We start from the raw sequence: 20664 nt of genomic DNA, 5'->3' as shown, positions 1-20664 counted from the left end.
GTGCTCATGTGGCCGGAGACCCAAAGGCCCGGCTCATCGGCCCCGAGGAGGGGGGCTGAGGGATGCGCAAGCTCTTTTGCATTTTGGTGGCCGTGGTGTGGTCGCTGGTCAGCTTCGTCCTCGCCATTCTCGCCATGGTGGTGACGGTCAACCCCGCGAACTCGGTCTGGGTGGCCCGCAAAATCTGGTCGCCGGTGCTGCTGTGGGCCGGCGGGGCGAAGCTGGAGGTCCTCGGCGGAGAGAATGTAGACGCGAGGCGGCCCACCATCTACGTGGCCAACCACCAGTCCGCCATCGACATCCCGGCGCACTTCATGGCCGTGCCGATTCCCTTCCGCTATGTGGCAAAGAGCCAGCTCCGGTGGGTGCCGTTCATCGGCTGGTACCTGGCGCTCGCCGGCCACATCTTCGTCAACCGCGACAACCGCTCCAAGGCCATCGCCTCGCTGGACGCGGCCGCGGAGAAGATTCGCAGCGGGAAGAGCATCTTCCTCTACCCGGAGGGCACCCGCTCTCCGGACGGCCGCATCCTCCCCTTCAAGAAGGGCCCCTTCGCCCTGGCCCTGAAGGCTCGCGTCCCCATCTGCCCCGTCACCATCGAGGGCTCCGGGAAGCTGATGCCCAAGTCCACCTGGAACATCACCCCCGGCCCCATCCGCGTGAAGATTGGCAAGCCCATCGACACCACCGGCTTCGCCGAGAATGACCGCGAGGGGCTCGCCCGCGCGGTGCGCGCGGTGGTCATCGAGGACAGCCTGTCGCTCGGTGGCCTGGGCGGCGACGTGGACGACGCCGTCGCCGCCGCGGGCATCGAGGGCCGCAGCACCGCGCGCGCCCGCGCCTCCTCCTCTACCTGAGACGTCCTGACCGTGAAGACAACCCGCCCCCTCCGCTCCCGCCCCTGGCTGCGCGCCGCCGTGCTCTGTCTGGGCGTGGCCACCGGCTGCACGCACGCCCACACCGCGGCCTCCACCCCTGGCACCCGCGCCCAGGACTCACGCTCCCGGGCCCGCGCGTACCTGGAGGAAAACCAGCCGGAGAAGGCCCTCGAGCTGCTTCGGGAGCTGCACCTCCAGGCGCCGGAGGACCTGGACGTGGCCCGCTCGCTCACGGAGGCCCACGTGAAGGCGGGCCGCACGGACGCGTGGGTCGCCGAACTGCAGGCGCGCCTCGCCGCGGGGGAGCGCGCGGTGGACCAGTACATGCTGGGCCTCGCCCTCTTCTCGCGGGCCCGCGACGCCGGAGCCCCGGCGGTGGCCGCCTTCGAGCGCGCCATCGCCCTGGCGCCGGACACGGCCGAGTACCACTACCGCCTCGGCCTCGCGCGGCTGGAGTCCGAGCAGTACACCGCCGCGGTGGAGCCCCTGCGCCGCGCCACCGCGCTGGCCCCGGAGCGCGCGGGGTGGCGTCTGCCGCTGGCCAAGGCGCTGCACCGCACGGGCGACGCCAGCGGCGCGGTGGAGGCCCTGGGCGCGGTGGTGCGCAACCGGCCCTCGCCCGCCGAGGTGGCCACGGCCCGGGCGTTGATGGAGCAGATCTCCGACCCCTTCGGCGGCTTCCCCAAGACGGCCGAGGCGAAGCTGGAGGAGGGCCTGCGCTACCTGAAGGATTTGGACGCACCCCAGCACGCCATCCTCTCCTTCGAGGAAATCCTCCAGGACTACCCGGACCTGGCCGTGGTGCACGCGCTGCTGGGGCTGGCCTACCAGCGCCTGGACGACGCCGGGCGCGCGGTGGACGAGTTCAAGCAGGCCATCGAGCGCGCCCCCCGGGACGGAAAGAACCAGCTCTACCTGGGCGAGCTCTACCTCTCCCGCCAGCGCCCGGACGCGGCCCGCGCCGCCTTCGAGAAGGCCGTGGCCCTGCACCCGCTGCTCGACGCGGCCTGGTTCCACCTGGGCGACCTGCACCTGGAGCGGCGAGATCTGCCCGCCGCCCGCGACGCCTTCACCGTCGCCGTGTCGCTGCAGCCGGACGCCGTGCCGCCGCGAGGCAAGCTGGCGCTCGTGTACCAGCTCGACGGTGACTACCCGGCCGCCGAGCGGGAGCTGCGACACGTGGTCGAAAAGGACCCGGAGAACGTGGAGTTCAGCCTGCGGCTGGGGCTGCTCTTCACCGAGCAGGCGCTGAAGTCCTCGCGCCCGGACACGCGGAAGACGGCGGCCGGGGAAGCCGAGCGCTGGCTGAGCAAGGTGCTGGAGACGCAGCCGGAGAACGCAGTGGCCTCCCGCGCGCTTCAGCAGCTCAAGGCGCAGTAGCCACCAGCGGGCCCGGCCCTCTACACTCGGTGTCCGATGAGCGACGCGCCCAAGCCTCCGAAGACAGCGTCCCAGCAGCCCGGTACGCCGCCACCGCGGACGCCCACCAACCCGGGCATGCCCCGGGCTCCGTCGACGCCGGGCATGCCGCGCACCCCGACAAGTCCCGGCATGCGTGTCATGACGGCGGCGCGCTCGGCGCCCCTCCAGAAGGAGAAGGTGGACGGCCCCCTGGGCAAGCGCCTCGCGGGCGAGGCCTCCAACCACCTCCTCAACGCCGTCTCCGTCCTGAAGGAGCTGACGGCGGACTTCCGGCAGCGGGACAGGTTCTTCAAGTACAAGGCCTCCATCGTCGCCGGCTGGCTGGTGATGACGGCCGCGAGCTTCGCCATCGCCTGCCCTGGCAGCACCGTGCAGACGGGTGACATGGACGCGCGCCTGGTGCTCAGCGACAAGCTGGACCGGCCCTCGCTCACCATCCACAACGAGAGCGACGCGGCCTGGGAAGAGGTCGTCGTCACCGTCAACGGCGAGTACCAGTCCGCGGTGCCCATCGTCCCGCCGGGGCAGTCCATGACGATTACGCCCAAGCAGCTCCAGGGCATGAAGGGCGCCGCGCCCGCGGATCTGCGCTTCAACACGCTGCAGATGCGCACCCGCGATGACAGCGCGGACCTCACCGAGGACCTCCGCGAGCAGTGGCGGCAGCTCCTGGGGCCCAAGCGCTGAAACACGAAGGGCGCCCTTCCCGGTTGGGAGGAGCGCCCTCGTGTTGCCCCCGGCCCCTCCTCACGGAAGGGCGCGGGAAGCGGAACGGCTACTCGGCCTTCGCCTCGTCGGCGGCAGCCTCGCCACCCTCGGTGTCGACGGGTGCGGCCTTCGTCGCGGGCCGGTCCACCAGCTCCAGCAGGGCCATCTCCGCGGCGTCACCGCGGCGGAAGCCGAGCCGGATGAGGCGGGTGTAGCCACCGGGACGCGTGGCGTACCGGTCCTTGTACTCGCTGAAGACCTTCTGCAGCACGTCGCGGTTCTTCACCGTACGGGCCGCGAGACGCACGTTCGACAGGCCACCCTTCTTGCCGAGCGTGATGATGCGCTCCGCGATCTTCCGGGCTTCCTTCGCCTTGGGGACCGTGGTGCGGATCGCCTGGTGCTCGAGGAGCGAGGTGACCATGTTGTTGAGCATCGCGAGCCGGTGGCTCGTGGTGCGGTGCAGCTTCCTTTGTCCGACCTTGTGGCGCATCGTCCTGCTCCAGGCCCGGGGGCCCAACCACTCCGGCCGTACAAGGTACCGGGTGGGAAGGGCGGACCCGGCACGGGGCCCGCCACTGCTGTTCGGGTCTGGAACGACGTCCCAGGCCCCCTCCCCTCACGCCGCTGACTGCCGTGCCCGCGGCGCGCGGGGAGGAACCGCGAAAGACTCTACGCCTTCGGCTGCGCGGGCGCCGGCGCCTGCTTCGGCGGCCAGTTCTCCAGCTTCATGCCCAGCGACAGGCCCATCTCCGCGAGGATCTCCTTGATCTCCTTCAAGGACTTGCGGCCGAAGTTCTTCGTCTTGAGCATCTCCGCCTCGGTGCGCTGCACCAGATCGCCGATGGTCTTGATGTTCGCCTGCTGCAGGCAGTTGGCCGAGCGAACCGACAGCTCCAGCTCGTCCACCGAGCGGAAGAGGTTCTCGTTGAGCTTGGCCTCCTCCTTCGGCGCCTCGGCGACGACGGGCTCCTCCGTCTCGTCGAAGTTCACGAAGACGGTGAGCTGCTCCTTCATGATCTTCGCCGCGTACGCCACCGCGTCCTGGGGGGACACGGAGCCGTCCGTCCAGACCTCGAGCGACAGCTTGTCGAAGTCGGTGACCTGCCCGACGCGCGCGTTGGTGACCTGGTAGTTCACCTTGCGGATGGGCGAGAACAGCGAGTCGATGGGGATGGTGCCGATGGGCGCACCCGCCACCTTGTTGGAGTTGGCCGGCGTGTAGCCACGGCCGCGGCGGCACGTCAGCTCCAGGCGCAGCTTGCCGCCCTCGGAGATGGTGCAGATGTGGTGGCCCGGGTTGAGGATCTCCGTGTCCGGGTCGGTGATGATGTCACCGGCCTTGACCTCCTTGGGGCCCTCCGCCTCGATGCGGAGCGTCTTCGTCTCGTTCGTGTGCATCCGAAGGAGGACTTCCTTCAGGTTCAGCACGACGTCCGTGACGTCCTCGGACACCTCGGGGATGGTGGTGAACTCGTGGTCCACGCCCTCGATCTTCACCGCGGTGATGGCCGCGCCCTGGAGGGACGACAGGAGCACCCGCCGCAGCGAGTTGCCCAGCGTCGTACCAAAGCCGCGCTCCAGCGGCTCGGCGACGAACTTCGCGTAGGTGGGAGTCAGGCTGTCCTGATCCACCTCCATGCGGCGCGGCTTGATGAGGTCACGCCAGTTCTTCGCAACGAACGTATCTGCCATGGTGTACGGCTCCTGTTGTCGTGCGCCACCACCGACTTACCCACCAGGCTGGCGGGAGGATGGGCACGCGGGGACTGCGGTGAAGCACCTGCGATAAAGCACGACGCCCCGGCCTCATGTATCGGCCAGGGCGTCCTCACTGCAACGTCCGGAGCGGCTTACTTCGAGTAGAGCTCGACGATCAGCTGCTCCTGGATGGGCATGGTCAGGTCCTCGCGGTTCGGCGCGGACGACACGGTGCCCTTGAACGCCTTCTTGTCCAGGGAGATCCACTGCGGAACGCCACGACGGTCCACCGTCTCCAGCGCCTCGGAGATGCGGAGCACCTTGCGGCTCTTCTCCACCACTTCCACCGCGCTGCCCGGCTTGACCGAGAAGGACGGGATGTTGACCTTGCGGCCATTCACCTGGAAGTGGCCGTGACGCACCAGCTGGCGCGCCTCGGCGCGGGTGTCCGCGAAGCCCATGCGGAACACCACGTTGTCCAGACGGAGCTCCAGCTGCTGGAGCAGGTTCTCACCCGTCTTGCCCTTGGCGGCGGACGCGCGGTGGTAGTAGCCGCGGAACTGGTTCTCCAGCAGGCCGTACATGCGCTTGACCTTCTGCTTCTCGCGCAGCTGCACGCCGTAGCCGGAGAACTTCACGCGGCCCTGGCCATGCTGACCCGGGGGATAGGGGCGGCGCTCGATAGCGCACTTGTCCGTGTAGCAACGGTCGCCCTTGAGGTACATCTTGAGGTTTTCGCGCCGGCAGATGCGGCAGGCGCTGGCGGTGTAACGAGCCATTGAGCGGTCCTTAGAGGTGATCTGGAGCCGCCCTCACACCGCGAGGCGCGGGGGCGGCCCGGACGAAGGGGTTAGACGCGGCGGCGCTTGGGCTGACGGCACCCGTTGTGCGGGATGGGCGTCACGTCGCGGATGAGGTTGATCTTCAGGCCAGCGGCAGCCAGCGCGCGCAGCGCGGACTCGCGGCCCGCGCCAGGGCCCTTCACGAACACGGACACGTTCTTCAGGCCGTGCTCCATCGCCTTCGCCGCGGCATCGCCGGCGGCCACCTGGGCGGCGAACGGGGTGGACTTGCGGCTTCCCTTGAAGCCACGCGCCCCGGCCGAGGACCAGGAGATCACGTTCCCGGAGATGTCCGTGATCGTGATGATGGTGTTGTTGAACGTGGACTGGATGTGGACCACGCCATTGAGGATGCTCTTCTTGCCCTTGCGCTTGGCCTTCTTCGCGGCAGGGGCTTCGGCACCCTCGGCGCCCGCGGGCGCCGCAGCCGAAGTATTGGTCTCGTCAGCCATGTGCGTTGCTGCTCCTGAAAGGTGATCGACGCGGGCCCCTCGAGGGGACCCACGCTGGAGGGTTTAGCGAGCCGGAGCGGCCGGCTTGGCCCGGACGATGCCGCGCTTCGGACCCTTGCGGGTACGCGCGTTGGTATGGGTGCGCTGGCCACGAACGGGCAGGCCCTTGCGGTGACGGAGACCCCGGTAGCAGCCCAGGTCCATCAGACGCTTGATGTTCATGGTGACCTCGCGACGCAGGTCACCCTCCACCTTGTAGCTGGCCTCGATGATCTCGCGGATCTTACGGGCCTGCTCCTCGGTGAGGTCCTTGGTCCGGGTGGTGGGATCGATGCCCGCCGCCTCGATGATGTCTTGCGCGGACTTGTTGCCGATCCCGTAGATGTACTGGAGCGAGATCACTGCACGCTTGTTGGGCGGCAGATCGATGCCGGCGATACGAGCCATCTTCGGTATTCCTTCGTGGGTGGAGTTGGTCTGAAGCCAACGGCCGCTTGGCCGTTAGCCCTGGCGCTGCTTGTGACGCGGGTTGGAGGCGCAGATGACGCGCACGATACCCTTGCGACGAACAACCTTGCACTTGTCGCAGATCTTCTTGACGGACGCCCGTACCTTCATTGGAGCGAACTTCCTTCCTCAGCAAAAGAAAAGCACAGCGGGCCACCCGCCATTCCCGACGGGTCCGGCCCTTCTACTTCGCCCGGTACGTGATCCGACCGCGCGTCAGGTCGTACGGAGACAGCTCGACCTTCACCTTGTCACCGGGAAGGATGCGGATGAAGTGCATCCTCATCTTGCCCGAAATGTGCGCGAGCACCTTGTGGCCATTGTCCAGCACCACGCGGAACATCGCGTTGGGGAGGGGCTCCATCACCGTCCCCTCGACTTCGATGGAATCATCCTTCGGCAAGCGTCAGACTCTCTTCCCGGACCACGAACCTCTTGGAAGCGCGGCGGGATAGCACTTTGGTCCGCAAGTGGCAAGCGCCGCGCGCAGCTAAAACTCGGATTCCTACCAACCCCCCATAACATCAAGCTATTTCACCCGCAGTCACGGACGCCTCAGGACCTGCGCGTCAGGACCTCGGGGCCACGATCCGTGATGAGGATGGTGTGCTCGAAGTGGGCGGACAGCTTCCCGTCCGCCGTCACCGCTGTCCACTCGTCTTCCAGGATCTCCACTTCGTCGGTCCCCTGGTTGACCATGGGCTCGACCGCCAGGACCATGCCCGGGCGGAGCTTCATCCCCGAGCCCGCCTGGCCGTGGTTGGGCACCTGGGGGTGCTCGTGGAGCTTGCGACCAATCCCGTGCCCCGTGAAGCCCCGGGCCACCGAGAACCCCCGTGCCTCCACGTGGCGCTGCACCGCATGACCGATGTCCCCCAGGTGGTTGCCCGGCCGCATGGCTTGAATGGCCTTGTTCAGCGACTCCCGGGTGGTCTCCACCAGCGCCCGGGCCTCCGGACTCACCTTCCCCACCAGCACCGTCCGCGCCGAGTCCCCGAAGAAGCCCCGGTACACCACACCGAAGTCGAGCTTCATCAGGTCACCCTCGGCCAGCTTCCGCCGCTTGCTGGGGATGCCATGGACCACCTCCTCGTTGACGGAGGCACACAGCACACACGGGAAGCCAAGGTACCCCTTGAACGCCGGCCTGGCTCCCTTCTCGGCGGTCAGCTTCGCCGCCAGGGCGTCGAGCTCCCAGGTCGTGATTCCAGGCGCCACGGCCTGCTCGAGCGCGTCCAGGACCTCGCAGACGATGCGCCCCGCCTGCCGCATCAGGGCAATCTCGTCCCGGCTCTTGATGCCTGGCTCGCTCATTCACGCGTCCCGGGGCCACCCGGGCCTCCAGGGAACGGGTGGCCAGCGGGGCCAGGCGCCGCAAGCGCGCCCTCCCCGCCCGCCCGGCCTCCGCTCAGCCCTTCCCCGCGGCGGCCTTGATCTCCTCGTAGATGCCCTCTGGCGAGCCCACACCGTCCACGCTCTTGAGCACGCCCTTCTTCTCGTAGAAGGCCTTCAGCGGCGCCGTCTCGGCGTCGTACTTCTGCAGGCGCTTCTCGATGACGTCCGGCATGTCGTCCGGCCGCTGGACGAGCCCCGTGTTGCACTTGTCGCAGTAACCCGCCCGCTTCGGGGGGCTCTGGTAGACGTGGTAGACGCTGCCATCGACGGGGCATACCCGCCGCCCCGAGCCGCGCTCCACCAGCTTGGCGTGCGGCACCTCCAGCGAGATGACGGCGTCGAGCTTCTTGCCCAGCCGCGCCAGCATCTTGTCCAGCGCCTCCGCCTGGCCGGGAGTGCGCGGGAAGCCGTCCAGCACGAAGCCCTTGGCCACGTCCGGCTGCTTCAGGCGCTCCTCGACAATGCCGATGACGACGTCATCCGGCACGTACTGGCCCGCGGCCATCAGCGGGCCCGCGACCTTCCCCAGCTCCGTCCCGTCCGCCACTGCCTTGCGGAGGATGTCACCGGTGGAGATCTGCGGGATGTGGAAGTCCCCGTACAGCTTCTTCGACTGGGTACCCTTCCCCGCGTTCGGCGGCCCCAACAGGATCAGGTTCATGTGCTCCTCTCAGCTCCGAAGGAAGGCACGGAAGTCATCGGCCACAAACCTCCGAGCGCCCCCCGTGTGCACCACCGAATACCCTTGAACGACATTGCCCTGGAACGACGAGGCGCCCCTCCCCGCGACGGGGAGAGGCGCCCGGAACGCAAGCCTTGTGACTCAGGCCGCCACGCGCACCCGGCCGCGGATGCGCGGACCGCGCGGACCCGCGAAGCCCTCGTAGTTGCGGCTGATGAGGTGGCCTTCAATCTGCTGCACCGTGTCCAGCGCCACACCCACGACAATCAGCAGCGCCGTGCCGCCGAAGGTGAACTGCACCCCCAGCAGGCCGCTGATGACGGAAGGAATCACGCAGATGACGGCCAGGTAGATGGCCCCACCGAACGTGAGCCGGTTGAGCGTCCGCTCGATGAACTCCGCGGTCTGGCGGCCCGGACGGATGCCGGGGATGTAGCCGCCCTGCTTCTTGATGTTGTCCGCCACGTCATCCGGCCGGAACGTCAGCGCCGTGTAGAAGTACGCGAAGAAGATGACCATGAGGACGAACAGCCCGTTGTAGATCCACAGGTTGCCTTCGATGGCGCGCTGGAAGTCCTGGAGGAACGGGAACCAGGTACCCAGCGTGGCCGGGAAGGACAGCACCGCGCCGGCGAAGATGGGCGGAATCACGCCCGAGGTGTTCACCTTCATCGGGAAGTACGTGGCCTGCCCCGCGAACATCCGCCGCCCCGCCATCCGCTTGGCGTACTGGATGGGGATGCGCCTCATGCCCCGCTCGACGTAGACCACCGCGCCGACGATGAGCAGCATGAAGGCCACCAGCGCCAGCACCTCGGCGACGGCGATGACCTCCTGGCGCGTCAGGTCCAGCAGCGTCTTGGCGCCCGGGAGCAAGCCGGCGACGATGCCCGCGAAGATGATGAGCGAGATGCCGTTGCCGATGCCGCGCTCGGTGATGCGCTCACCCAGCCACATGATGAAGGCGGTGCCGGCCGTCAGGCTGATGACCGTCATGAAGGTGAACCAGACGCTGTCGTTGGGAACGACCACCTGGGTAAACCCGCTCTGCCCGCCATCGGAGCGGCCGAGCGACGCCAGCCACCGGGAGATGCCGATGCCCTGGACGACGGACAGGACGATGGTGAAGTAGCGGGTATACTGGTTGATCTTCTGCCGCCCGCCGGCGCCCTCCTTCTGCAGTCGCTCAAGACTGGGCACCACCACCGCCAGCAGCTGCATGATGATGGAGGCGCTGACGTACGGCATGATGCCCAGACCGAAGATGGACATCTGCTCCAGCGCGCCGCCGGAAAAGAGATTGAACAGCGACACGAGACCGCCCGATTGCTTCTGGGCGTCCATGAACGCGTTCATCGCCGCGCGGTCCACGCCCGGCGTGTTGATGAAGATGCCGAGGCGATAGACGCCCAGCAGCAGGAGCGTGTACGCAAGACGACTGCGCAGCTCCGCGATACGGAAGACGTTGGCGAAGGCGTTCAGAGCCACGGGGTAGCCATCCTCTTCGTGAGGGTTCTGCCAGGACGACAAAACGCCCCTGTTCCACGGACGGGAAAGGGGCGCAGAAGCCTACACAAGCGAAAAGGCGCGCACCACCGACAAGTGATGCGCGCCCGACACGCTAGGCCTTGGGCTGCCGGGGCGCCTTGACGCCCTTACCAGAGTGCGCCTTGGCGGCCGCTTCCGGCTTGTGGGCCATCAGCGGCAGCTCCTCGACGGCGCCGCCCGCCTGCTGGACGGCGGACTTCGCCGCCTCGGAGGCCTTGTGGACGCGAACGGTGACCTTCTTGGTCAGCCCGCCCTGGGCCAGCAGCTTCACGCCGTCATAGCGGCCCTTGACCAGGCCCACCTGCTTCAGCGAGGCCTCGTCCACCGTGGCGCCAGCGTCGAAGTGCGCCTCGACGTCCGCCAGGTTCACCACCGCGTACACGGTGCGGTTGGGCGAGTTGAAGCCGAACTTCGGCAGACGGCGCTGCAGGGGGCTCTGGCCACCCTCGAAGCCTTCAAACCGCATGTTGCCGCTGCGGGCCTTCTGGCCCTTGCCACCGCGGCCGGCCGTCTTGCCAAGGCCGCTACCCTGGCCGCGGCCCACGCGCTTCTTGCGGTGCCACGAGCGCGACGGACGCTTCAGATCGTGCAGAGTGCTCATCGTCTCAATCCTCTCAGGCCTTGCCCTGCTTGGCCTGGTACGCGCGGGTCCGCTCCTTCAGAGCGACCTTGCGCGGCTTGCGACGCTTGGGGGCCGGCGCCTCATCGGCAACCGTCTCCAGGCTCACCAGGTGCTTCACCTTGAACACCATGCCGCGAACGGACGGGGTGTCCTTCAGGAGCCGCTCCTCGCCAAACTTCTTCAGGCCCAGCCCACGGATGGTGTCCAGCATCTCGCCGGACGACCCCGAAAAGCTCTTCACCAGCTTGACCTTGAGCGCCATGGTTAGGTCCTCTGCTCGCCGGCGAGCTTCGTCGCCTCGACGTCCTTGCCACGCAGCCGCGACACCTGCTCCGCGCTGCGCAGCATCTTCAGGCCCGCCACCGTGGCCTTCAGCACGTTGTGGGGATTCCGCGAGCCCTGGCTCTTGGTCAGGATGTTGCGGATGCCCGCCGCCTCCAGCACCGCGCGAACCGCGCCGCCGGCGATGACGCCCGTACCCTGGCTGGCCGGCTTCAGGAGCACCCAGCCGGCGCCGAAGTGCCCGAGCACCTCGTGCGGGATGGTGTGACCCATCAGCGGAACCCGGAACAGGTTCTTCTTCGCGTTCTCGCCACCCTTGCGGATGGCCTCGGGGACCTCGTTGGCCTTGCCCAGGCCGACGCCTACGTGTCCGGCGCCGTCCCCCACCACCACCAGGGCGGCGAACGAGAAACGACGGCCGCCCTTCACGACCTTGGCCACGCGGTTGATGTTCACCACGCGGTCGGTGAGGTCCAGATCGTTCGGATTGATCGGAGTTGCCACTTGGGGGATTCCTTTCGAAGTCTTAGAACTTCAGACCGGCCTCGCGCGCGGCGTCGGCCACGGCGGCGATGCGCCCGTGATAGGGGAAGCCGTTGCGGTCGAACACCACCGCCTCGACGTTGGCAGCCTTGCACTTCTGCGCAATCAGGGCGCCCACGCGCTTCGCGTCCGCCTTCTTGTCGCCCTCGTCCTGACCCTTCAGGTCCTTGGACAGCGACGAAGCGTACGCGAGGGTGCGTCCCGTGGTGTCGTCCACCACCTGGGCGTAGATGTGCTTGAGGCTCTTGTAGACGGTAAGCCGCGGCCGCTCTGTCGTGCCCGACAGCTTCTTGCGGATGCGGGTCTTCCTCTTGAGGCGCTGCTCGATCTTGCTTGCCATGGCTGCTTCCTTGTCCGTCCGGCGGCGATGCGGCCTTCCGCCACCGGATGATGCCGCCAGGCCTCTTCGGCCCGGCGGGGTATGGAACACTCAGGACAGACGGGACGACTAGGTCGTTCCGGTCTTGCCCTCCTTGCGACGGATGCGCTCCTCGGAGTACTTGATGCCCTTGCCCTTATAGGGCTCGGGCGGGCGCAGCGAGCGGATGTTCACCGCCGTGGCACCCAGCACTTCCTTGTCCGCAGAGCGCAGCGTCAGGCCCACGGTGGGCAGGCTGTCCTCGGTGCGGGAAGCCTTGTCGACCTCGGCCGTCACGCCCTCGGGCAGGTTGAACACCACCGGGTGCGAGTAGCCCAGGGAGAAGTGGATGGCCTTGCCCTTCACCTCGGCGCGGAAACCGACGCCGCGGATGTCCAGCTTCTTCTCGAAGCCCGTGGACACGCCCTTGGCGGCGTTGGCGAGGATGGTGCGCGTCAGGCCGTGCAGGCTGCGGGCCTCGCGCGAGTCATCCTCACGCGCGACCGTCACCTGACCGTCCTTGATCTCCACCTTGACCCGGGCGGGCAGCTTCACCGACAGCTTGCCCTTGGGGCCCTCGAAGTTCACCTGCTGGCCGGCGACGTTGGCCTTCGTCTTGTCGCCGAGCTTGATTGCCAGTTTTCCAATCCGACTCATGGTTGCCTCGGTCCTGTCTGCCCTGGGGGCGCTCCCTCGCGGGGCGCCACTCCGGGGCGGCTGGCTAGTAGACGGTGCAGAGCAGCTCGCCGCCGACCTTCTGCTTGCGAGCCTCGGAGTCCACCATGATGCCGCGCGAGGTGGAGAGAATGCAGACGCCCAGACCACCCAGCACCTGGGGAATCTCGCGAACCGCCACGTAGCGGCGCAGACCCGGCTTCGACACGCGGCGGATGCCGGTGATGGCCGGCGCACGGTCCGGACCGTACTTCAGCTGCACGGTGATCTCGTTCTGCGGCGCGAGCTCGTGGACGGTGAACTCCCCGATGTAGCCCTCGTCCTTGAGGACCTTGATGACCTCAAGCTTGAGCTTCGAGTGGGGGATGACAACCTTGTCGTGCCGCGCACGCGAAGCGTTGCGCAGGCGGGTCAGCATGTCGCCGACGGGATCATTGACCGGCATGAAGATACCTTCCGAGGCGGCGCCCGTCAGGGAGCCGCGTTCGCAACCGCCACGCCTGCCGGGCCCATCCCGGGGGTTCGCGGCGACTGCCACTTCCGTACAGCGGAACTTCCTGGACACGCTCGGTGAGGAGCGCGCCCTGGGCGCCTGCCTGCCCTTTCGGGCCTACCAGGCGCCCTGCCCTTCCGACTACCAGGACGACTTGGTGACGCCGGTAATCTCACCGCGCAGGGCGCGGTTGCGGAGGCAGATACGGCACATCTTGAACTTGCGCAGGAACGCACGGGGCCGGCCGCAGAGCGGGCAGCGGTTGTACTGGCGCACGGCGAACTTCGGCTTGCGCTTTGCCTGGGCAATCTTGGAGAGCTTGGCCATGTTTCTGGGTGTCCTTGGCTACTGGCGGAACGGCATGCCGAAGTGACGCATCAGCGCCAGCCCCTGCTCATCGTTCTTGGCCGTGGTGACGAAGCTGATGTTGAGCCCCTTCACCTTCTCGATCTGGTCGTAGTTGATCTCAGGGAAGATGATCTGCTCGCGGACACCGAGCGTGTAGTTGCCCTTCCCGTCGAAAGCCTTGGGGGACACGCCCTTGAAGTCACGCACGCGCGGGAGCGCCACGGTGATGAGGCGGTCCATGAACTCGTACATGCGCGCGCCACGCAGGGTGACGGCGGTGCCGATGGCCTGGCCCTGGCGCAGCTTGAAGTTCGCGATGGACTTGCGGGCGCGCGTGACGATCGGCTTCTGGCCGGTGATCGCCGCGAGCTGGTCCACCGCCGACTCCAGGATCTTGTTGTTGGCGAGCGCCTCGCCCAGACCCATGTTGACGACGATCTTCTCCAGCCGGGGCACCTGCATCGGGTTCTTCAGGTTCAGCTCCTTCATGAGAGCGGGCACGCCCTCCTTGAAGAAGCGGACCTTCATGCGGGCCGGCTTGGACTCGAGGCCTTCCTCGATGTTCGCCGCGAAGCCAACCTTCTTGGCCTCTTCCTTCTTGCCCCGCTTGACCTTCTTTTCCTTCTGCTCGGGCTTCTTCTCGTCAGCCATCGTCCTGTCCTCTGCTTCGGAGCGCCGTCGTGGACCCAGCGCGCCCGATCAGTCCTTCGTATGGAACCTGGAAACACCGCGAGGGCCCCGAATGCTCCACGGGCCCTCCATGCCTGCACGCCCACCTTCCCTCCCACCCGGGAGGGCGAAGGGCGCGCATACATGCACCAAGGCGGTCACCTAGTCAATGAGGGCGTCGCAGTTCTTGCAGAACCGCTTCTTCTTCCCTTCCTCACCCTCGGTACGGAAGCCGACTCGCGTCGGCTTGTCGCACTTGGCGCACACCACCTGGACATTGGCCAGGGCGATGGTGCCGGGCTTCTCGACAATGCCACCTTCCGGGCTCTGCGGCGTCTTCTTCATGTGCCGCTTCACCAGGCGCAGTCCTTCGACCGTCACGCGTTCTGCCTCGCGATCGATCTTCAGGATCTTGCCGCGCTTGGTCGCCGGGTTCTTCTCGGAGGCCTCGGCCCCGGCCATGACCTGGACCGTGTCTCCTACCTTCAGCTTCTGCATGGCTACCTCTCCCTGGCTGCTCGCCGTCCGGCCTGCGGTCCTCTAGAGGACTTCGGGCGCCAGCGAGATGATCTTCATGAACTTGCGGGCGCGGAGCTCACGGGCCACCGGCCCGAAGATGCGCGTACCAATGGGCTCCATGTCCTTGTTGATGAGGACCGCGGAGTTGCCGTCGAACTTGATGTAGCTGCCGTCGGGACGACCCACCTCGCGCTTGGTGCGGACGATGACGGCCTTGGCCACGTCACCCTTCTTCACCTTCGAGTTGGGCAGCGCCTCGCGAATCGACACGACGATGACGTCGCCGATGGACGCGTACTTGCGCTTCGAACCGCCGAGCACCTTGATGCAGAACACCTTCTTCGCGCCCGAGTTGTCGGCAACGTCGAGCACGCTCGTCATCTGAATCATCTGGGAATCTCCTGTCGCCGGGGACCGCCCCGCGCCGCCTCACGGCCGCGCGGAGAGGCGTGCGTGCTAGACGTTCTTGCTCTTCTCCAGCACCTCGACCACCCGCCACCGCTTGTCCTTCGAGGCGGGCTTGGTCTCGGCGATCCGGACCCGATCACCCTCGTTGATGGTGATCTTCTTCGGATAGTCGTGGTCCTCGACGTGCGCCTTGTACTTCTCGCGCAGGCTCATGATCTTCCCGTACTTCGGGTGGGGAGCACGGCGCTGGACGGTGACCACGACCGTCTTCTGCATCTTGTTGGAGGTGACAATCCCCACGCGCGTCTTGGGACGGCCGCGGGTGGAGGTCTCGGGAGTGGGCGTCTCGGTCGCTTCAGCCATCTTCGGTCTCACTGTCTCTCATGCACCCGGGGGTTGGCCCCGGATGGCCGCGCGCGCTCACTACCACACGAGCGCGCTTGGAGGTTTGACTTCTCAGCCCTGCTTGGCCGCCTTGACCTTCTGGGTCATGACGGTCAGCACGCGAGCCAGGTCGCGGCGGTGCTGGGTGCGCTCGGCCGGGCTGTCCAGCGAGCCCGTACGCCGCTTCAGCTGGTCCTGGAACAGCGTGTCGCGCAGCTCAGTCGCGCGCCGCTGCAGGTCCTCCGCGGACAGTTCCTTCAGTTCCTTCGCAGTCGCCATTGCAGTCTCCACATGCGCGCGGGAGCCGACCAGAGGCCGACCCCCGCCGCTGTATGCCTAGAGGCTCAGGTCCGCGCGCGTCACGATCTTCGTGAGCACGGGCAGCTTCGCCTGCGCCAGCTTCAGCGCCCCGGTGGCCACTTCGCGCGTCATACCCTCCATCTCGTAGAGGATACGGCCGGGCTTCACCACCGCGACGTAGTACTCCACGCCGCCCTTACCGGTACCCATTCGAGTCTCGGCGGGCTTCTTGGTGATGGGCTTGTCCGGGAAGATACGAATCCAGATCTTGCCGCCACGCTTCACGTGGCGCGTCATCGCGATACGAGCCGCCTCGATCTGCCGGGAGGTGATCCACCCCGGCTGGAGGCTGACCAGGCCGTACTCACCGTACGTCATGTCGCTGCCACGGTGAGCGGCGCCCGGGGTGCGGCCCTTGTGCATCTTGCGGTACTTGGTACGAGCAGGCTGAAGCATCGTCGCTGTCCTTGGCCGCCCTGCCCCGGACGACCCTCACGGGCACGTCCGGCGCGGGTGGGAAGATTACCGGTTGGAGGGCATCGGGGCCTGGCCGCCCTTGCCCGGGAGGACCTCGCCCTTGCAGACCCAGACCTTGCAACCAATCTTGCCGTAGGTCGTCTTGGCCTCGGCGAAGCCGTAGTCGATGTCCGCACGCAGGGTGTGCAGGGGCACGCGACCCTCGCGGTACCACTCGTAGCGCGCCATCTCCGCGCCACCGAGACGGCCCGAGCAGGCCACGCGAATGCCCTTGGCGCCGAACTTCATCGCCGTCTGCAGGGCCTTCTTCATGGCGCGGCGGAAGGCGATGCGGCGCTCGAGCTGCGTGGCGATGTTCTCCGCCACGAGCTGGGCGTCAGTCTCGGCCTTGCGGACCTCGACGATGTTGAGGAAGACCTCGTTCTTGGTGAACTGCTGCAGGTCCTTCTTCACCGTCTCGATGCCCGCGCCACGCTTGCCGATGACGATGCCCGGCCGCGCGGTGTGGACGTTGACCTTCACCTTGTTCGCCGCGCGCTCGATCTCCACCTTGGACACGCCCGCGTGGTTCAGCGACTTCTTCACGAACTCGCGGATGCGGATGTCCTCATGGAGCCACTGCGCGTAGTTCTTGTGCTCGAACCACTTGGAGTCCCAGGTCTTGATGACGCCAAGCCGGAACCCGATCGGATGAACTTTCTGTCCCAACGTGAATCTCCTTGAACGTTCCGGGCGGGGCCCGACGGGTCCTACTTCTTCTTGGCCTCGGCCAGCACCAGATGGATATGGGCGGTCTTCTTCTTGATGGGGGTCGCCCGGCCCATGGCGCGCGGCATGAAGCGGCGCTGGGTGGGACCCTGATCCACGGAGATGGTCTTGACGTAGAGGGTATCCACGTCGACCTGCCCCTTGGACTTGTCCGTCGCGTTGGCCACGGCGCTCTTGATGAGCGTCTCCACCGGCTTGGCCGCGGCGCGCTTGGTGAACTTCAGGATGTTGAGGGCCGCCTCGACAGGCTTGCCCCGGATGAGCGCCGCAACGGTGGAAATCTTGCGGGGGCTCATGCGCAGGAAACGCAGATGTGCAGTCGACTCCATGGTCTTCTCCTCAGGCTCTCAGGCAATGCACCAGGCTACTTGCCCGGGGCCTTGGCGACCTTCTTCTCCGCCGAGTGACCGCCGAACGTACGCGTCGGGGCGAACTCGCCGAGCTTGTGGCCCACCATGTTCTCCGTGACGAACACCGGGATGAACTTCTTCCCGTTGTGCACCGCGAAGGTGTGACCGACGAACTCCGGAAGAATGGTGGAGCGCCGCGACCACGTCTTCACGACCGTCTTCTTGTTCGTCTTGATCATGTCCTCGATCTTCTTCACGAGGAAATCATCGACGAACGGACCCTTCTTGATCGAACGAGCCATGACTTGCGATCCTCTTACTGGCTGCGCGCGCCCTGGCGGCGGCCGCTCACGATGAACTTGTCAGTGCGCTTGTTGGTGCGCGTGGTGAGGCCCTTGGTCTTCTTGCCCCACGGCGACACCGGATGCGGATTACCCTGACCGGACTTGCCTTCGCCACCGCCGTGCGGGTGGTCGACCGGGTTCATCGCCAGACCACGGACGGTGGGACGAATGCCCAGCCAGCGGCTCTTACCCGCCTTGCCGATGCGGATGATCTCGTGCTCGATGTTGCCCACCTGGCCAACGGTGGCGCGGCACTCGATGAGGACCATGCGGACGGTGCCGGAAGGCATACGCACCTGCGCGTAGCGGCCCTCCTTCGCCATCAGCTGCCCCGAGGTTCCGGCGGAGCGGATGACCTGGGCGCCACGGCCCGGCTTCAGCTCCACGTTGTGGATGACGGTACCCACCGGGATGTTCTGCAGCGGCAGGCTGTTGCCCGGACGGATGTCCGCCGTCTCGCCGGCGAACAGGGTGTCACCCACGCTCAGGCCCACGGGAGCGAGGATGTAGCGCTTCTCGCCGTCGGCGTAGTGCAGCAGCGCGATGTTGGCGGTGCGGTTCGGGTCGTACTCCACCGCGGCGACCCTGGCCGGCACGCCGTCCTTGTCGCGACGCTTGAAGTCGATGACGCGGTAGCGGCGCTTGTGACCGCCACCCTGGTGACGCCGGGTGATGTGCCCGTGGACGTTGCGGCCACCGGACCGCTTGAGAGGCTCGGTGAGGGCCTTCTCGGGCGAGTCCTTGGTGATGTCCGCGAAGTCGGACACCGTCATGTGACGGCGGGCGGCGCTAGTCGGCTTGTACTTCTTGATGCCCATGGTGTTTTCCTCGCAGGCAGGCTCGACGCCGTAGCGTCAGGCCGCCCCTCCCTCGAAGAGCTCAATCGAATCGCCCTGCTTCAGGGTGACGACGGCCTTCTTGAAGTTGGGCCGCTTGCCGATGCTCTTGCCAACCCGCTTGATCTTGCCGCGGACGACGTTCGTACGAACGCCCTCGACGGTGACCTTGAAGAGCGTCTCCACCGCGCGGGCCACGTCGTGCTTGGTGGCCTTGCGGTCGACGATGAACGAGTACTGGCGGAACTTCTCGCGGGCCTTGTCCAGCTTCTCGGTGATGAGCGGGCCCTTGATGACGTCGGTGAGATTCATGACAGCGCCCCCTCGAGGGTCTTCGCGGCCGCGGAGGTGAGGACGATGTGCGAGTGCCGCAGGACGGCCTCGAGGTTGAGCCCCTCGGGAGGCAGCACGTCGAACTTCGCCAGGTTGCGCACGCTGCGGTGCAGGTTGGTGTTGCCCTTGTCGTCAATCACCAGCGCGTTCTTCAGCTTCAGGCGCTTGGTGAGGACCTCGAAGGCCTGCTTGCTCTTCGGCGCGTCCAGGGAGAAGCCGCTCAGGATGATGAGGGTCTTCTCGCGGGCCCGGAGGGACAGCGCGGACTTCAGGGCGCCGCGGCGCACCTTGCGGGGCGGGCGGTAGAAGTAGTCGCGCGACTTGGGAGCCATCGCCTTGCCGCCGCCCACCCAGTGGGAAGCGCGGATGGAGCCCTGGCGGGCGCGACCGGTGCCCTTCTGCTTCCAGGGCTTCTTGCCGCCGCCGCTGACCAGCGAGGTGTTCTTCACCCCGACCGTGCCGCGACGCCGGTTGATCTGCTGCATCTTCGCCACCTCGTAAAAGAGGTGGGTGTTCGGCTCCGCGCCGAACACGTCGTCGGAGAGCTCGATCTCCGACACCTTCTTCAAATCCAGGTCGACAACGTCAAACTTCGCCATGGCACTTTCCTCGCGGGGGTCGGAGTGAAACCACTCGGACGCCCACCCGCTTCCTAGGACTTGATCTCGACGTCAACACCAGCCGACAGATCCAGCTTCATGAGCGCATCCAGCGTCTGCTGCGTGGGCTCGAGGATGTCGAGCAGGCGCTTGTGCGTGCGGATCTCGAACTGCTCGCGGCTCTTCTTGTCCACGTGCGGGGACCGCAGCACCGTGAACTTGTTGATGCGCGTCGGCAGGGGAATCGGGCCGGCCACCTTCGCGCCCGTGCGCTTGGCAGTCTCGACGATCTCCCCGGCACTCTGATCCAGGAGCTTCGAGTCGTACGCCTTCAACCGGATGCGGATCTTCTGTGTCGCCATTCGCAAGAACCTCTTAGAACGAGCCCTGCCTGTGCCTCGGGCGGCGTTACGACTTACGTCCCCTGGATTTCACAGAGCCGTTTCTTCGGAACGAAGGGGCGCGGTGATTACCATCCCGCCCCGGGGGTATGCAACTGGATTTCCTCCGGCTCCCTGAAATCGCCCCGGAATGGGGTTCCCAGGGAGCCGGAAGGGACCTACTACTCGATGATTTCCGCCACGACGCCTGCACCCACGGTGCGGCCGCCCTCGCGAACAGCGAAGCGCAGCTCCTTCTCCATGGCCACCGGGGTGATGAGCTCCACCTCGATGGCGATGTTGTCGCCCGGCATCACCATTTCCACGTTGTCCGGCAGCTTCACCGTGCCCGTCACGTCCGTGGTGCGGAAGTAGAACTGGGGACGGTAACCCTTGAAGAACGGGGTGTGACGGCCACCCTCCTCCTTCGACAGCACGTAGATCTGCGCCTTGAACTTGGTGTGCGGGGTGATGCTGCCCGGCTTGGCCAGCACCTGGCCGCGCTCCAGGTCCTCACGCTTCAGGCCACGCACCAGCGCGCCGATGTTGTCGCCCGCCATGCCCTGGTCCAGCAGCTTGCGGAACATCTCCACGCCCGTCACGACGGTCTTCTGCGTGGGGCGCAGGCCGACGATTTCGACTTCCTCGCCCACCTTGACGATGCCGCGCTCGACGCGACCCGTCGCCACCGTACCACGGCCGGCGATGGAGAAGACGTCTTCCACCGGCATCAGGAAGGGCTTGTCGGTGGCGCGCACCGGGGTGGGGATGTAGCTGTCCACCGCCTCCATCAGCTTCAGGATGGACGGCTCGCCGATGTCGCTGGTGTCACCCTCCAGCG

General features: G+C 66.8%; 34 protein-coding genes. 3 read left to right on the top strand and 31 right to left on the bottom strand.

The genetic code is table 11. From position 1 onward, the window contains the following. Positions 1-62 precede the first annotated feature (62 nt). The 3 genes from G4D85_RS47910 (at position 63) to G4D85_RS47900 (ending at position 2987) form a co-directional block, all read left to right on the top strand. Positions 63-857, top strand: coding sequence for a lysophospholipid acyltransferase family protein (locus G4D85_RS47910; protein WP_164021741.1), 795 nt, complete (start codon positions 63-65; stop codon positions 855-857). A gap of 12 nt (positions 858-869) precedes the next feature. Then, positions 870-2258: a tetratricopeptide repeat protein gene (locus G4D85_RS47905; protein WP_164021739.1), complete on the top strand. Its 1389-nt coding sequence runs from the start codon at positions 870-872 to the stop codon at positions 2256-2258. Between the two features lie 171 nt (positions 2259-2429). Continuing rightward, entirely contained in the window at positions 2430-2987 is a 558-nt protein-coding gene (locus tag G4D85_RS47900) for a hypothetical protein (protein WP_240359943.1), read from the top strand. An 88-nt stretch (positions 2988-3075) separates the two neighbouring features. Here the strand turns inward: G4D85_RS47900 and rplQ are convergent, their stop codons facing one another. From rplQ to G4D85_RS47745, 31 genes are all read right to left on the bottom strand, one after another. Then, entirely contained in the window at positions 3076-3501 is a 426-nt protein-coding gene (gene rplQ, locus G4D85_RS47895; RefSeq protein WP_164021734.1) for a 50S ribosomal protein L17, read from the bottom strand. A gap of 179 nt (positions 3502-3680) precedes the next feature. Continuing rightward, positions 3681-4703 (bottom strand): DNA-directed RNA polymerase subunit alpha, encoded by a 1023-nt coding sequence (locus G4D85_RS47890; protein WP_164021732.1) that lies wholly within the window; start codon positions 4701-4703, stop codon positions 3681-3683. A 158-nt stretch (positions 4704-4861) separates the two neighbouring features. Beyond that, positions 4862-5488, bottom strand: coding sequence for a 30S ribosomal protein S4 (rpsD, locus tag G4D85_RS47885; protein ID WP_164021730.1), 627 nt, complete (start codon positions 5486-5488; stop codon positions 4862-4864). 71 nt (positions 5489-5559) lie between these two features. Further along, positions 5560-6003 carry a 30S ribosomal protein S11 gene (gene rpsK / locus G4D85_RS47880; protein WP_164021728.1) on the bottom strand — a complete coding sequence of 148 codons (444 nt, stop codon included), beginning with the start codon at positions 6001-6003 and terminating at the stop codon, positions 5560-5562. A gap of 63 nt (positions 6004-6066) precedes the next feature. Further along, complete coding sequence (rpsM, locus tag G4D85_RS47875; RefSeq protein WP_163989292.1) at positions 6067-6450, bottom strand: 30S ribosomal protein S13; 384 nt, start codon at positions 6448-6450, stop codon at positions 6067-6069. A 54-nt stretch (positions 6451-6504) separates the two neighbouring features. Beyond that, a complete protein-coding gene (gene rpmJ, locus G4D85_RS47870) occupies positions 6505-6621 on the bottom strand; it encodes a 50S ribosomal protein L36 (protein ID WP_002633586.1) in 117 nt (38 codons plus the stop codon). Positions 6622-6694: 73 nt separating this feature from the next. Continuing rightward, positions 6695-6913 (bottom strand): translation initiation factor IF-1, encoded by a 219-nt coding sequence (infA, locus tag G4D85_RS47865; protein ID WP_002614803.1) that lies wholly within the window; start codon positions 6911-6913, stop codon positions 6695-6697. A 152-nt stretch (positions 6914-7065) separates the two neighbouring features. Further along, positions 7066-7824: a type I methionyl aminopeptidase gene (map, locus tag G4D85_RS47860; RefSeq protein WP_164021726.1), complete on the bottom strand. Its 759-nt coding sequence runs from the start codon at positions 7822-7824 to the stop codon at positions 7066-7068. Between the two features lie 94 nt (positions 7825-7918). Next, positions 7919-8566, bottom strand: coding sequence for an adenylate kinase (locus G4D85_RS47855; RefSeq protein ID WP_164021723.1), 648 nt, complete (start codon positions 8564-8566; stop codon positions 7919-7921). Positions 8567-8728: 162 nt separating this feature from the next. After that, complete coding sequence (gene secY / locus G4D85_RS47850) at positions 8729-10075, bottom strand: preprotein translocase subunit SecY (protein ID WP_164021722.1); 1347 nt, start codon at positions 10073-10075, stop codon at positions 8729-8731. Between the two features lie 133 nt (positions 10076-10208). Beyond that, positions 10209-10736: a 50S ribosomal protein L15 gene (gene rplO, locus G4D85_RS47845; protein WP_164021719.1), complete on the bottom strand. Its 528-nt coding sequence runs from the start codon at positions 10734-10736 to the stop codon at positions 10209-10211. Positions 10737-10749: 13 nt separating this feature from the next. Continuing rightward, positions 10750-11019 carry a 50S ribosomal protein L30 gene (gene rpmD / locus G4D85_RS47840; RefSeq protein ID WP_164021717.1) on the bottom strand — a complete coding sequence of 90 codons (270 nt, stop codon included), beginning with the start codon at positions 11017-11019 and terminating at the stop codon, positions 10750-10752. A gap of 2 nt (positions 11020-11021) precedes the next feature. Beyond that, the gene (gene rpsE, locus G4D85_RS47835) at positions 11022-11543 is read right to left on the bottom strand and encodes a 30S ribosomal protein S5 (RefSeq protein ID WP_163989304.1); all 522 of its coding nucleotides are present in this window, start codon (positions 11541-11543) and stop codon (positions 11022-11024) included. Between the two features lie 22 nt (positions 11544-11565). Further along, positions 11566-11922 carry a 50S ribosomal protein L18 gene (gene rplR / locus G4D85_RS47830; protein ID WP_164021715.1) on the bottom strand — a complete coding sequence of 119 codons (357 nt, stop codon included), beginning with the start codon at positions 11920-11922 and terminating at the stop codon, positions 11566-11568. A gap of 108 nt (positions 11923-12030) precedes the next feature. After that, positions 12031-12597, bottom strand: coding sequence for a 50S ribosomal protein L6 (gene rplF / locus G4D85_RS47825; RefSeq protein ID WP_164021713.1), 567 nt, complete (start codon positions 12595-12597; stop codon positions 12031-12033). Between the two features lie 64 nt (positions 12598-12661). Continuing rightward, complete coding sequence (rpsH, locus tag G4D85_RS47820; protein ID WP_164021711.1) at positions 12662-13060, bottom strand: 30S ribosomal protein S8; 399 nt, start codon at positions 13058-13060, stop codon at positions 12662-12664. Positions 13061-13249: 189 nt separating this feature from the next. Further along, positions 13250-13435, bottom strand: coding sequence for a type Z 30S ribosomal protein S14 (locus tag G4D85_RS47815; protein ID WP_015350175.1), 186 nt, complete (start codon positions 13433-13435; stop codon positions 13250-13252). Positions 13436-13453: 18 nt separating this feature from the next. Next, positions 13454-14107, bottom strand: coding sequence for a 50S ribosomal protein L5 (gene rplE / locus G4D85_RS47810; RefSeq protein ID WP_164021709.1), 654 nt, complete (start codon positions 14105-14107; stop codon positions 13454-13456). A gap of 180 nt (positions 14108-14287) precedes the next feature. Continuing rightward, positions 14288-14623, bottom strand: coding sequence for a 50S ribosomal protein L24 (rplX, locus tag G4D85_RS47805; RefSeq protein WP_164021708.1), 336 nt, complete (start codon positions 14621-14623; stop codon positions 14288-14290). Between the two features lie 42 nt (positions 14624-14665). Beyond that, positions 14666-15034 carry a 50S ribosomal protein L14 gene (rplN, locus tag G4D85_RS47800; protein WP_164021706.1) on the bottom strand — a complete coding sequence of 123 codons (369 nt, stop codon included), beginning with the start codon at positions 15032-15034 and terminating at the stop codon, positions 14666-14668. Positions 15035-15100: 66 nt separating this feature from the next. Beyond that, on the bottom strand, positions 15101-15427 hold the full coding sequence (gene rpsQ, locus G4D85_RS47795) for a 30S ribosomal protein S17 (RefSeq protein ID WP_171818071.1): 327 nt from the start codon (positions 15425-15427) through the stop codon (positions 15101-15103). A gap of 81 nt (positions 15428-15508) precedes the next feature. Next, the gene (gene rpmC / locus G4D85_RS47790) at positions 15509-15727 is read right to left on the bottom strand and encodes a 50S ribosomal protein L29 (protein WP_205519442.1); all 219 of its coding nucleotides are present in this window, start codon (positions 15725-15727) and stop codon (positions 15509-15511) included. 45 nt (positions 15728-15772) lie between these two features. Continuing rightward, the gene (rplP, locus tag G4D85_RS47785; protein ID WP_163989320.1) at positions 15773-16192 is read right to left on the bottom strand and encodes a 50S ribosomal protein L16; all 420 of its coding nucleotides are present in this window, start codon (positions 16190-16192) and stop codon (positions 15773-15775) included. A 66-nt stretch (positions 16193-16258) separates the two neighbouring features. Then, the gene (rpsC, locus tag G4D85_RS47780) at positions 16259-16921 is read right to left on the bottom strand and encodes a 30S ribosomal protein S3 (RefSeq protein ID WP_002633602.1); all 663 of its coding nucleotides are present in this window, start codon (positions 16919-16921) and stop codon (positions 16259-16261) included. Positions 16922-16962: 41 nt separating this feature from the next. Next, entirely contained in the window at positions 16963-17310 is a 348-nt protein-coding gene (gene rplV / locus G4D85_RS47775) for a 50S ribosomal protein L22 (protein WP_164021702.1), read from the bottom strand. A 35-nt stretch (positions 17311-17345) separates the two neighbouring features. After that, positions 17346-17633, bottom strand: coding sequence for a 30S ribosomal protein S19 (gene rpsS, locus G4D85_RS47770; protein WP_046714300.1), 288 nt, complete (start codon positions 17631-17633; stop codon positions 17346-17348). 14 nt (positions 17634-17647) lie between these two features. Continuing rightward, positions 17648-18493, bottom strand: a complete 846-nt coding sequence (gene rplB, locus G4D85_RS47765; protein WP_164021700.1) for a 50S ribosomal protein L2 — start codon at positions 18491-18493, stop codon at positions 17648-17650. Between the two features lie 36 nt (positions 18494-18529). Then, positions 18530-18823 (bottom strand): 50S ribosomal protein L23, encoded by a 294-nt coding sequence (locus G4D85_RS47760; protein WP_164021698.1) that lies wholly within the window; start codon positions 18821-18823, stop codon positions 18530-18532. After that, complete coding sequence (rplD, locus tag G4D85_RS47755) at positions 18820-19443, bottom strand: 50S ribosomal protein L4 (protein WP_164021696.1); 624 nt, start codon at positions 19441-19443, stop codon at positions 18820-18822. Before rplD ends, G4D85_RS47760 begins: the two co-directional genes overlap by 4 nt. A gap of 53 nt (positions 19444-19496) precedes the next feature. Continuing rightward, positions 19497-19805: a 30S ribosomal protein S10 gene (rpsJ, locus tag G4D85_RS47750; RefSeq protein WP_002633608.1), complete on the bottom strand. Its 309-nt coding sequence runs from the start codon at positions 19803-19805 to the stop codon at positions 19497-19499. Between the two features lie 200 nt (positions 19806-20005). Beyond that, positions 20006-20664 (bottom strand): EF-Tu C-terminal domain-related protein (locus G4D85_RS47745; protein ID WP_240359504.1); only part of this gene is annotated, 659 nt, incomplete at its 5' end.

The sequence above is a fragment of the Pyxidicoccus trucidator genome (genome assembly GCF_010894435.1).
GTDB lineage: Bacteria > Myxococcota > Myxococcia > Myxococcales > Myxococcaceae > Myxococcus > Myxococcus trucidator.
This window is presented reverse-complemented; position numbering and strand designations above follow the sequence as displayed.